General features: G+C 48.8%; 8 protein-coding genes. 7 read left to right on the top strand and 1 reads right to left on the bottom strand.

Features of this window, described 5'->3' with window-relative positions:
* Nucleotides 1–2: 2 nt before the first annotated feature.
* Genes KSW37_RS02410 through KSW37_RS02380 form a run of 7 tightly spaced genes read left to right on the top strand, consistent with a single transcriptional unit; the run spans nucleotide 3 to nucleotide 10,659 of the window.
* Nucleotides 3–905: a DUF4984 domain-containing protein gene (locus KSW37_RS02410; protein ID WP_217313182.1), complete on the top strand. Its 903-nt coding sequence runs from the start codon at nucleotides 3–5 to the stop codon at nucleotides 903–905.
* Between the two features lie 18 nt (nucleotides 906–923).
* Entirely contained in the window at nucleotides 924–2,507 is a 1,584-nt protein-coding gene (locus KSW37_RS02405; RefSeq protein WP_217313181.1) for a DUF5003 domain-containing protein, read from the top strand.
* Nucleotides 2,507–5,191: a DUF4458 domain-containing protein gene (locus KSW37_RS02400; RefSeq protein ID WP_217313180.1), complete on the top strand. Its 2,685-nt coding sequence runs from the start codon at nucleotides 2,507–2,509 to the stop codon at nucleotides 5,189–5,191. The genes KSW37_RS02405 and KSW37_RS02400 overlap by 1 nt, the downstream gene beginning before the upstream one ends.
* 21 nt (nucleotides 5,192–5,212) lie before the next feature.
* Nucleotides 5,213–7,261: a BACON domain-containing protein gene (locus KSW37_RS02395; protein WP_217313179.1), complete on the top strand. Its 2,049-nt coding sequence runs from the start codon at nucleotides 5,213–5,215 to the stop codon at nucleotides 7,259–7,261.
* A gap of 31 nt (nucleotides 7,262–7,292) precedes the next feature.
* Nucleotides 7,293–9,380 carry a subtilase family N-terminal domain-containing protein gene (locus tag KSW37_RS02390; RefSeq protein ID WP_217313178.1) on the top strand — a complete coding sequence of 696 codons (2,088 nt, stop codon included), beginning with the start codon at nucleotides 7,293–7,295 and terminating at the stop codon, nucleotides 9,378–9,380.
* An 11-nt stretch (nucleotides 9,381–9,391) separates the two neighbouring features.
* A complete protein-coding gene (locus KSW37_RS02385; RefSeq protein WP_217313177.1) occupies nucleotides 9,392–10,129 on the top strand; it encodes a DUF1573 domain-containing protein in 738 nt (245 codons plus the stop codon).
* A gap of 47 nt (nucleotides 10,130–10,176) precedes the next feature.
* Nucleotides 10,177–10,659 carry a lipocalin family protein gene (locus tag KSW37_RS02380; RefSeq protein WP_217313216.1) on the top strand — a complete coding sequence of 161 codons (483 nt, stop codon included), beginning with the start codon at nucleotides 10,177–10,179 and terminating at the stop codon, nucleotides 10,657–10,659.
* Between the two features lie 57 nt (nucleotides 10,660–10,716).
* Here the strand turns inward: KSW37_RS02380 and KSW37_RS02375 are convergent, their stop codons facing one another.
* Entirely contained in the window at nucleotides 10,717–12,891 is a 2,175-nt protein-coding gene (locus KSW37_RS02375) for a RagB/SusD family nutrient uptake outer membrane protein (RefSeq protein WP_217313176.1), read from the bottom strand.
* Nucleotides 12,892–12,893 lie beyond the last annotated feature (2 nt).

Raw genomic sequence — 12,893 nt, 5'->3', positions numbered from 1 at the left:
TCATGAAGAAAATAATGATGGGATGTTTGGCAGCCGTAGCTGCACTCATCGCTCTTGTGAGTTGTTCACAGGATTATACCACTTATGCTGGTCCGAGTCATATCATGTTCTCTGATACGCTCTATCAGTATGCTGTACAGGAAAGCAATGAGGTATTCAATGTGCCTGTATCTGCAACCGAAAAAGCTGACTACGACCGCACCTTCGGCGTGGAGGTAGTAGACAAGCAGAGCAATGCCATCGAGGGTAAGCATTACCGCATCCTCAACAACACCGTTACAATCAAGGCGGGCGAGATGGTAGGAAATGTGAAGGTTCAGGGTATCTATGATAACATCGGCAAGACCGACTCGCTCGGCTTCACCCTGAAACTGGTGATTCCGGAGAAGTATAACTGGACAGATCTCTATAAGGACTATGCCCACGTGGTAATGCAGAAGTCTTGTCCTTTCGATATCCACAACTTCTCAGGCTGGTGTATGGTAACATCTACCTTCTACAGTCAGTATCTGAACAACGTAACCAACCGTCTGATCAAGACTGAGGTAGTGGAAGGCGAGGAGAATACCGTTCTGCTGAAGGATGTTTACTATAAGGGCTACAACCTGAAGTTGAAGTTCAGCACCAAGAACATTCTTGAGCCAAAGGTAGAGATGGACGACCAGATAGCTGGTGAAACCGGCGAGGCGTTCGGTACCATCTATGGAGACGGCAAGTTGCGCATCAGCCAGCCTTCTCTCTATACCTCTTATTATAACACCTGCCAGAACTATGTATTGCAGTATGTCACCATGAGTGTAGACAACAAGGATGGTTCAAGCTTCGGCAACGTAGGAACCTTCATCACCATGTATGAATGGATCAGCGATGCAGAGGCAGAGAAATTGAAAGAACAAGGATATTAATCGTAGAATAAAAAGAAAATGAAAACATTGATTTCAAAATATTGGCTCGTATTGATGGCGCTGGTATCAGTGACTCTGTTCACAGCTTGTTCCAGCGATGACGACGATGCAGTAACTCCTGTGTTCCCACAGGTACAGACTATCGCCGGTGCTGCTGGCGCTGAGTTGGACTTCACCTTCGATGCCAACGAGAGCTGGAGCCTTTCTTCAGACAAAATCTGGTGTAAACTGGTGCAGGGCGAGAAAACAGACGCCTTCGTACTCAATGGTACTGCAGGCAAGCAGACCATCAAGGTTAAGATTACTGATGATGATGCCAGCGATGATATGAGCGTGGCTCAGCTCTTCCTGAATATGGGTGGTCAGAAGGTTGCCATCGCTGAGGTTAAGCGTTCGGCTGCCGGCTATGACCTGAAGGTTTACGATGCGACTGGCGAAGATATTACCGAGACAGGTATCACCGTAGGTTACAATGTATACAACAAGTTTACTGTAAAGTCAAACTTCCGTTTTGCTGTTACCAATACTCCTGCTTGGGTAGACTTGGAAGGCGGCTTCCTGGTAGGTACACCTAACAAGGAAGTTGTAGGCGGTGTTTCCTTCAAGGAGAATCAGGGCGTAAGTGCTAAGTATGCCATCGCTAAGGACGGCAACTACACCATCACCTTCACTTCTGAGGATGGCAAGGCTGCTGTAACCATACCTGTTATCTATAATGGTATGACCACCAGCACCATGGATGTTACTTATCCAACCTCTTCACGGTGGGCAGTATGGAATGTATCTCTCGATGGTAAGGTGTTCACTCAGAATGGTTCTAGCCTGAATGGCGGTGATACCAACGCTTTCACCTTCTACAACTTCGTTCCTTTCACCCTCAAGACCTTGGGTGATGCTTACCAGCTGGTAGTCTTCGAGAAAAAGGAAGATGGTCTGCGCGAGGAAACATCCGGCGCTGTGAAGTTGCAGGGTGAGAAGGGTGACGTTAAGCTCACTATTGATGCCTTGAGCAGCGGAAGCCGTGAGTTCCTGGTTTATGCATTGCCACAGAGCGTTTACGCAACTTTCGATAACGGTCTCGATGAGATGCTTGAGAACGACTACACAAGCGTGAAGAGCGATTACGACCGCTACTTCCTGATGGATGTTGTACAGAAGGAGGCCAACTCTTCTGCTGGTGATCAGTCTGCAGCGCCTACAATCTTGAAGATGAACTACTTGCCAGTAGAGTGCAAGAAGGATAAATCAATGTATGGTTCTATCATATCAGAAGCATTTGGCTACAATGGTGACGAAATATATGTCGCTCAGTCAGAAGCAGGAAGCTCTCTTACAGTTAATCCTAATATCAAGGATTGGGACCCTACCACTATGATGGAGACAGGCTATCTTACAGTTAAGGATTTCAACGGAAATGATGTTAACGCAGAGCCTTCACAAGACGAAAAGGAGAATTGGATATTCTTTGTACAAGTACCAGAAGCTACTCCGATGTTTATGGTATTCAAGGACAACGGAACTCCTGTAAAGGTTCTTGTTGTTGAATCTCCTGGTGAGGGAATGAGTAAGAAACATACTTCTATCAGAAAAATTAGAAAGTAATGAACAGAATGAAAATATTTTCAAAGGCACTCTTGTTGCTCTTGGTCTCTCTCCTGACCTTTGCAGCAACAAGTTGCTCTGATGATGAAACCGAGGGTTGGGACGGCACATACGGATATGTGCAGTTCAAGCTCAGCAAGAAGGTTTCTTCTAGAGCTACCCGTGCTGCTGCCCTTGACAAACTTGAGAAACTGGATGATGCCAAGAAAATCAAGGTGGTCATGGAGCACAACGGTACAACTGTGTCTCAGACACTGGTGCTCAATTCTTATAATTCAGAGAATGCTGAGTATGGTCTGAGAAGTGAAAAACTGCAACTCGCTTCGGGTACTTACACCGTCATCGGTTTCTATCTCTATGATGCGGTAGACGAGGAGTTGCTGGCTTCTTCTGCCGGCGAAACATTCACTGTAGTAGGTGGCGGTCTGGAAGTACAGAACCTCATGGTGGAGACTGTGGAGCGTGGTAAGGTGAAGTTCAATCTCGTGAAGGAGTGGGAGAAGACCCGTGCCGGTGGTACAGAGTATCTCTTCTCTAACATCCGTCTCGTTGATGTCAGCGTAACCAACCTCTTTACCCGTGAGACCTATACCTTCCCTGAATTGAAGGTGAAATATAAGGAGTCTAGCGTAGAGCATCAGAATCCAGACAATGAGAACGATAAGTATATGGACACAGGTACAGCTTACTGCGATTCTACCGTATGGCTGCCTGCCGGTACTTATCAGGTTACCTCATATACCACCTACGGAAAGACAGGTGCGGTAAAGACCAAGTACGAGACCCAGCCTGTAAAGGGTGAGGCTTTCATTATAGAGGACAATCAACTCAATGATAAAGCTCAGGTGCCTATCCTCCTTTCCAAGACAAAGGAGTATATCAAGGACTATGAGGCTTTGAAGGCTATCTGGGAATCTCTCCAGGGTAAGGAGTGGAGCTTCTATGGCGATGCTACCTTCAAGGGAGCTAACTGGAACTTCAACAAGGAACTCGATATGTGGGGCGAACAGCCGGGCGTAACGCTCAACAGCAACGGCCGTGTTATCGGTCTCGTTATCGCCGGTTTCGGTGCAAAGGGAATCGTACCTGATGCCATCGGACAGCTGACAGAACTCCAGGTGCTCAACCTCGGTTCTCACGATGAGAAGATTGGTGCCAACATCTTCAATAATTATGATGCAAACAGTCTGACTGCTGCAAAGAAGAGCAGCATGCGTCACGACTATGAGAATAAGTTCCTGAAGTATGACCCACGTGCCAACATGTCGGAGATGATAGTAAAAAGCTACAACTCTGATCCTAAGGTGGCACCGAAGAACAGAATCAAGAAGGACAGCCGCATCAACCTGAAGGATGCGCAGATCGGTACATTGACCAACCGCATCAGCGGTATTTCAAAGGCTATCTACCGTCTGACCAAGTTGCAGCAGTTCTACATCGGTAACTCTTCTATCACAGCCGATGAGGTTTGTGCGAAGTTCTACAATGCTGACGATCCTGTTTATGGTAAGTTTGCGCAGGAGTTTAAGGATGAGGATTGGGACAAGATGGAAAACCTGACCGATATCGAACTTTACAACTGTCCGAAGATCAGTCGCATTCCAGACTTCTACTATAATCTCCCTAAATTGCAGGCGATGAACCTGGCACGATGCAAGGGTATCTCAGCTAACCAGTTGAGAAACGACTGGACCCGTCTGGCTAACGAGAAGACCGGTAAGACACTCCAGATTCTCTATATGAGTTACAACAACCTGGAGGAGTTCCCAGAGTCATCTGCCTTGAGCAAGATGGTGAATCTCGGTCTGCTCGACCTGGCTTACAACAATATCAAGAAGTTGCATCCGTTCGGTTCTGAGGTAGCGCTTTCTTCACTCTATCTGAACAACAACCAGATTGAGGAGGTTCCTGCTAATCTCTGTGCCTTTACAGATGATGTAGAGAGTCTGACCTTCGCCCACAACAAACTGAAGAAGATTCCGAATATCTTCGATGCAAGTTCGGTTCGCGAGATGGGTTCTGTAGACTTCTCTTACAACGAGATTACAGGTGTAGATAATAGTCATGGTACCTACAAGGGTATCAATGCAGCAACCGTTACTCTCTCGAACAACAAGATTGAGAAGTTCCCTACAGAGCTGTTTACTGCCGGTTCGCCAATCACAACCATCGATTTGAGCGGCAACCAGATGCGCACCATCCCTAAGGGTTCCATCAAGGGCAAGAAGGCTTATCTGCTGCAGGTCATCGACCTCCGATTCAATAAGTTGACATCCCTCTCTGATGACTTCCGCTCAACCACATTGCCATACATTACCAATATGGACTTGAGCTACAACTGCTTCACCGAGGTGCCAACCCAGCCATTGAACAGTGCCGTGCTCCGTGCCTTTGCCATCAACCACCAGCGTGATGAGAAGACCGACCAGCGTTGCCTGCGTACATGGCCTACAGGAATCACAACCTGTCCGAGCCTGATCCAGTTCCAGATTGGTTCCAACGATATCCGTAAGGTAGAAGAGACACTGACCTCTCACCTTTATATCCTGAATATCGCAGACAACCCTAACATCTCTATCGATGTAACCAGCGTCTGCCCATACATCAAGGCAGGTATGTATAAGCTGTTCTACGACAAGAATCAGGACATCCGCGGTTGCGATGCTTTGGATCTCGAAAATTAAACCCTATAAGAAAGTAGTAATATGAAATATATGAATAAACTGACATTAGGTATCGTTCTCGCTGCCGGGCTTTTCACAGCCTGCAGCGATAAGGATGATGTCGATATCCCAGGAGGACTGGCGCTCGATAAAGAGGAGATAGCCATAGGCCCTCAGGGTGGAACAGAGCAGATTGCCATCGCTGCCTCACAGGATTGGGTAGCAAATACCTCTGAGCCTTGGCTGATGCTTTCGCCTGCCAACGGCGTGGGTTCTGTTGAGGGTACCATCAAGGTGGATTCTACTCTTTCCAACACGCTCCGCAGCACAGAACTCAGTTTCCAGGGTGCCAACGGACAGAGCCGCAAGCTTACCATCACCCAGTTCGGTTATGGCAAGCAGATCTTCCTGAAGGATCCTGTTGTAGAAATCGAAAACTCCGATTCTTACGATAACCGTGCTTTCGAGAGTCTCATTTCTGCCAACGTGGAATGCAAGATCGGTAAGATAGAGTATTCTTTCGAGGGTGATCTGACCGATGCCGAGAAGGCAGAGAACGAGAGCGAGCGTGAGGGCTGGCTCCTGAACAGCAAGGATGAAGATAAGCTGACTGGTACTAACCTGGGTATCGTGCTGGACAGAAAGTATCGTCCTCGCACCGTGAACTTCAAGTTCCGCTGGGCGATGAACGTGGTTCCTGCCGTTCGTGTGGCTAAGGTTCATCTCGTGCCAGTCAAGGCTGAAGACCAGCTGGTAGATGCAGATGGCAAACCTACAGATGATGTCATCCTGACCGTTCGTCAGAAGGCAGCACCAAAGATTGAGGACAACCGTGCCGGTGACTCTCTCTCTGTCATCATGATCAACCAGAAACTGGGTAGCATGGCTACCTTCGATTCCAGCGATAACATGCGCAACTGGAGCGGCGTAACGCTCTGGGAAGCTACTGATGATTTCGTGAAAACTCATCCTGAGGCTTTAGGACGTGTACGTTCTGTCAAGTTCAGCATGTTCAACCTCAAGAGTGGCGAAACTCTTCCTAAGGAAGTGGGTAATCTCAAGTTCCTGGAGTCATTCTCTGTTGCAGCTAACGAGAACAACCAGATTCGTGAGGTGAAGCTCGGTGATGAAATCTGCTCGCTGAAGTATCTGAAGAATCTTACCGTTCAGGCTTACGGTCTGACTCAGTTGCCTGCTAGCTTTGTTCATCTGGGCAAGAGTCTTGAATCGCTCAACCTGGTAAGTAACAACTTCAACAAGTTGTCGGATATCACCAATATCGTCAACGAGAAGAACTTCCCTAAGTTGCGTAACCTCGTTCTCTATGCACAGCGCCGTACGGATGTTGTCATCAACATCGCTTCGCTGGGCGAAATGAATGCATCAGGCGTCTATGTTTATAATAACTATCCTATCGGACTGTATGGTAAGGTAAATGCCGGAACCGCAGACCGCCAGGCGCTTCTCAAGCTCCTGACATGGGATAAGTTGAATACACTCGAGTTGTCTTACTGCTTCCTGGAGGGTGAACTTCCTACCGATGATGAGATGACTGAGGCATTGGAGGCTGCCGGCAAGGCTACCCGATACAGCAAGTCTGACTTCTCTACCAACAAGAAAGATTATCTCGACAAGCTGGTAGGCGATACCTGCAAGTGGTTGCTCTCAGGCTGGGATAATCCTGTAACCTGCAAGCACAAGGATGGTTCTGTAGTTAGTGAGGATGTTTATCCTCTCCAGGTGCCACGTGTATTGCCAAACTGCCGTCAGTTGTCACTCAACCTGAACTTCTTTACAGGAAAGGTGCCAAACTGGATTCTCTTCCATCCACACCTGGTAGAATGGAATGCACCAACGATGATCTTCAACCAGCAGCCTAAGGGTAAGAACAGCGATGGCGCTGCCGTTGGTTTCTCTAATATGACAGAAGACAGCTACAGCTACGACTACTATTACGGAACCAGTGACCCAGGCAGCAAGTGGGAGGTTCCAGGTGTAGCTTATCCGCTCTACTACCGCAAATACGTGGCAGCAGGCGATATTAATGAAGCTGCGCTGATGGCTAAGTACAGGAGAACTAAGAAAAAGTAAGATAAACATAAAAACAATATAGAAGCAAACAATGAAGAAAAAGTTTTTCTATATAGCAATGGTCGCATTGGCATTGACGGGCTGTTCTGACAGCCTGTCAACCATCGGCTCTTCTGACGGCAATTCAGAAATCACCATCCCTGCAGATGCTGAGGCGGGTGAACTGCTGATTAAGTTCAGCCCGGAAATGAGCGATATCCTCGACCAGGCACAACTGAGCAAGACTCGCTCCGGAAAGGCTACCCGTTCGGGTATTCCTTCTACCGACGAGGTGCTCGACATCCTGGGAAGCTACAGCTTCGAGCGTGTGTTCCCAGTAGATGCAAATACTGAGGCAAGAACCCGCGAGGCGGGACTCCACCTCTGGTATACGGTGAAGTTTAATAAGGGAACCGACCTGAAGGCGGCTGCCGAGCGACTGAAGCAGTTGGGCGAAATCTCAAAGGTTCAGACCAACGGCCGCATCAAGCGTGCTTACAATACCGACAGCAAGCGCATCTATCTCAGCGATAAGGCACTTCAGCAGAAGTCTACCCGCGCAGCAGCCGAGGGCGAGCCAAACGACCCAGGCTTTGCCAGCCAGTGGCATTACCGTAACCTGGGTGAGGGCAACTATGACTTTGAGAACCTCAACAATAATCACGTGGGTGCTAAGGCAGGATGTGATGTGAATGCACTTGAGGCATGGAAGACCTGCACAGGTGATCCTTCTATCATCGTGGCTATTCTTGATGAGGGTGTGATGTATACTCACCCTGATTTGGCAGCCAACATGTGGTGCAATCCGGGCGAAAGTGTTCAGGGTGCCCAGACTGACGGCGACGGAAACGGTTATGAGGGCGACCTTCATGGCTACAACTTCGTTACTGAGAGCGGCGATATTACCTGGACTGATGCCAATGACACCGGTCATGGTACTCACGTAGCTGGTACCATTGCAGCCGTAAATAATAATGGTAGAGGTGTTTGTGGTGTAGCTGGTGGTGACGGTTCTCCTAATTCTGGTGTCAAGATCATGTCTTGCCAGGTATTCTCCGGTCAGAACAGTGTAACCTTGGCAGGCGAGGCGAGAGCCATCAAGTATGCTGCCGATAATGGTGCAGTCATCCTGCAGTGCAGTTGGGGTTACAACTCTTCAGAGTCTAGTATCATCAACGGTTATACTCCGGGCCCTGCTACCGAGAAGGAATGGGCTGAGACCTATCCGCTGGAGAAGGAAGCGCTGGATTACTTCATCAACAATGCCGGTTCGCCTAATGGTGTCATCGACGGTGGTATTCCAGTCTTCGCAGCCGGTAACGAGTATGCTGGCAATCCTGCTTTCCCAGGTGCTTACTCTAAGTGCGTCTGCGTATCTTCATTAGCTGCCGACTTTACTCCAGCCTGCTACACCGATTTCGGTTCGCTCGTAACCCTGAGCGCTCCTGGTGGCGACTTGGAATATTACAGCAAGATTGGCGAGCAGGAAGATGAATACTGGGCAGAGACAACCGAGCAGAAAGGTGCTGTGCTCTCTACGATGATCAAGAACGGTCAGCCTGCCTACGGCTACATGGAGGGAACCTCTATGGCTTGTCCTCACGTTTCGGGTGTGGCTGCCTTGGGTCTCGCTTATGCTGCCAAGACGAACCGTCATTATCGTGCTGCCGATTTCGTAGCCCTGATGAAGAAGTCTGTGAAGGAACTGGACAGTCATTATCAGAATGGTGCAACCAAGACCTACTACATGAACCATACTACCGTAGGTGCTTCGCCTGAGATTGTACAGCTCTCTAAGTACATCGGCAAGATGGGTGCTGGTCTGATTGATGCAGCTCAGCTCTTGAATAACATCAAGAACAAGGAATTCAGTTCTGATATGAAGTTGCCTAACGTGTATGTGGGCATCGAGAAGACTGTTTCTCTCAACCTCGCTGCATATTTTGCAGGTCAGACAGAGGGATTCTCTTGCTCAGTAGCGAATAATGGCGTAGCTTCTGCTTCGGTAGATGGCAAGACGCTCATCGTGAAGGGACTCGCTGCCGGAAGTACATCGCTCACCGTAACAGCTGCCAATGGTACCAGCCAGACCGTAGTTGTGACCGTTAGAAAGAGTGCCGGTAACAATGGTTGGATGTAATTGGATGTAATATGAAGATATTTGCTTTCCTATCGCTTTTCTTCCTGGCTTTGCCTGTCACGGTGAATGCGCAGAAGGAACTGCTGAAGTTTGAGCATCCGCTTATCGATGCAGGTTCGATGACCGAGGACGATGCGCCTCGCACCTTCACCTTCGTAGGTAAGAATGTGAGCAAGAAGATACTGCACATCACACAGGTGAGAACCACCTGTGGATGTACCAGTTCTTATGTCAGGGGCGATGTGATGAAGCCTGGCGATACCTGTCAGGTGCAGCTCACCTTCACGCCTAACCGCTATCCGGGCACCATCAATACGGGTGCTTATCTCTATCTGAAAGAGGTAGAGGGACAGCCTGCCGTTAAGCTTGCCTTAACGGGCAAGGTGCTGCCAGGTGCTGACCAGTGGGCACGCTATCCGCACAAGATGGGCGCACTCAGACTGAAACAGGCGAAGGCAAGTATCACAGAGGTAAAGCCGGGCACAGAGCCTGCGGCACGTATCCTCTGCGGAAACAGCGGTGACAAGCCGCTCCGTATATCCAGCCTCCTTCTTCCTCCTTATGCCCGTCTTACGACAGAGCCTGAGGTGATAGAACCGGGTGATGAGGCTGACCTCGTCATCACCATCATAGCCGATAAGATTCCGGCTACGATGCCCGAATCCTTCACCTTCCCTGTTATTCTGGAGGGCTTGGATGCCCGTCCGTCTGACAGAACGATACAGGTCGTTGTAAAGGTAAAAAGGTAAAAGGGTAAAAAAGTAAAAAAGAAAAAAATACCAAGACAATGAAATATTTGAAAAAACTCTTCACCCTCCTGGTGATTGCTTTGTTTGCCTGCGGCTTTGCAGCCTGCAGCAGCGATGATGATGAACCGGAGGAGCCTTCTCTGGAAGTTACTGCTGCCAATCTTCATGGCACATGGAAGTTGGCTGAGTGGAACGGTGAACCTCTTGCTGAGGGCACATACTGCTACATCGTTCTCAACCGCAAGGACCAGACTTTCGAGATGTATCAGAAGTTTGACAGTATGTATGGTCGCCATATCACCGGTTCGTTCGCTATCAAGAACGATCCATACCAGGGCTACATCATCAGCGGAAGCTATGATAACGGTAAGGGCGACTGGAACCAGAGTTATCTCGTAACCCGTCTCTTGAAATCGGGTTCCATGATATGGACCGCCAAGGACGATGTTACCGACATCAGCCGCTACGAGCGTTGCAATGAGGTTCCTGCTGAGATACTCAAGGATTGTAAAGATCTTACAGAAGAATAAAAAAGAAAACAGCGAATTAGATGCATTCCGATGCAAATAATTCGCTGTTTTTTTTATTTACTTGTTAGAGAATCCGTATCCGTTTACGAATCCACCTGTTGCGATGATGTTCGGTGTGAATGGCCACAGATAGATAGGTGCTGATACGTAGTCGTAATCATAGAAGAGATACTTGTAGTACTCATCATCATTGTCTACGAGTGTCTTTCCCCAATCTACCTTTTTATAACCATCCTTTGTCAGTTCTTCAGCTTCTTGGTCAGAAACCGGTGCAAACAAGCCTTTGATGGCAAGATTGGTCTTTGGAGTCTTGGTACCATAGTCGAGGCCCAACTCATCCCAATTGTCCTTCTGGCCGCGCCAGGATGGATAAAGAACAGGATCATTCTCTTTGTCTTCTGGGCACTGGGTTGTCAAGCGGTAACCATACATTGTATTGCCGTTGGCATCTTTCATACCTGCAGCATCTACGCTCTTGGTATAGATGTAGGCAGAGATGGTATTGCCATTCTCGAAGGTGTATGAACCATTTGTCTTCAAACCGTCAAGCATCTTGCGGGTAAGATCCTTAATCTTCTTGATCTTTTCAGGCAACAGACCAGTACGTATCAAGGTGAAACGGCGGTCGCCTTCGCCGGCAAACTCGAATCCGCGCTCGTCAATGATAGCCTTGAGCAAGGAACCTTCTTTGTTGATGAATCCTTCTACGTTTGCCTCATCAGCTGTGCGGAAGGCACGGTTACGAACTTTTGTAAGATAGGTCTTTGCTTCTGCGTTGTCGCCTGTTGCTGCGCAAGCCTCTGCATAGCCAAGATACATTTCTGACAATCGCATGTATGGAGCATTGATACCGGAACGGCGCTGTGCCTGAGTCCAGACCGTAGTCTGTCGGTTCTCATCAAATTTGTTGCAGCTGATACCGCCTGCACTTTGCTTGGAACCCGGTGTGAATGGAATCAGAGCCTCAATGCCCTTTCCGGTACTTCCTGTTACGGTGCATGATACGTCTCGGCGCAGGTCCTTAGGATCGAAATCACCATAATAGAAGGCTGGGTTGATACGTCCCTGTCCGTAGTTCTTGCAAGGGTATGCTACCTTGGAACCACCATTTGAAGGACGCCCCAAAGAGTATGGGCGTGGATCATTGCCTGTCGAACCCTGAGTGAAAGGCTCCTCGTAGATGCTTTCGTCAGCATAGGTGGCGTCAGCATCATGTAACTGCTGGAAGAAGTATTGGTATGGATTGTTGTAGACACGTCCATTCTTGTCTTCTGAGCGAGGGTCTGTTTCGTGGAAAACGGCAGTACCTGCGTTGTCGATGGCCTTCTTGAAGTATTCCTTGGCTGTGGCATAAAGATTCTTCCAGTCTGAACGGCGGCCATAAGTGGCGTTCTGGTTATCAGTGCCGAGGGCTTCGAAGGTGAGCGGATTGCCCTTGCCATCTACTCGCTTGATGTCGTTTCGGCGGGTCTGGTAACCACCGGCCTCCAATGCCATGCGGCCAATGAGACCGTCTACATAGGTGCGTGAGTAATAGTTCTTCGCATTGTTGGCATAGGTTGGACAGGTGCCCAGAACGTACATGTGAGGCTCTACCTTCTTGAGTTGCTCGATGCAGACGTCATAGATAGAATCGCGGCTTACCAATCCGCCAGCTGCCACGCCGAATGTTGACTGGAACTGAACGTCGCCGAAATACTTGATGAGTTCTCTGTAGCAGGTTGCGCGGATGGCTACGGCTTCACCATAAAGCTGGCTCAGCTCAGTAGGTTCCGACTGGCTCATCATCTCCTCGAAGTTGTCCTTCTGTTCGAAAGCTGTAGTAATGGCGTTGCATTTACCGATTACGCTGAAGAGGTAGCCGTATGTACCGTCTGTTCCTTCTTTCATGTACGAGGTAAGTGCGTAGGCACCGGTCTCGGTTCCGTTGCGGTAGAATGCTTCAGCCGGATGGCGGCCAGGCTGCTTGGCGTATCCTTCCGGATGGCGCATGATGTCGGAACCGGCAATGTCGGCTGCATAGTAGAGTCCGTCGCCGAAGATGTGTGAACTGTAGGCACCATGCATGGCTGCTTTGGCTCCTTCCAGTGCTGCCTTGGCTGTGGCTGTGCTGGAGAAAACGAAATCTGCATCTACGGTAGAAGGTGATTTCGTTTCCAAATAGTCGCTGCATGAGGTAGCACCCAGCATTCCTGCAGCGTATAGAGCGATATATAAAAATTTATTTTTCATAT

It is taken from the genome of Segatella copri (assembly GCF_019127135.1).
Lineage (GTDB): Bacteria > Bacteroidota > Bacteroidia > Bacteroidales > Bacteroidaceae > Prevotella.
Note: the sequence above shows the minus strand (reverse complement) of the source record. Positions and strands in the feature narration are given on the sequence as shown.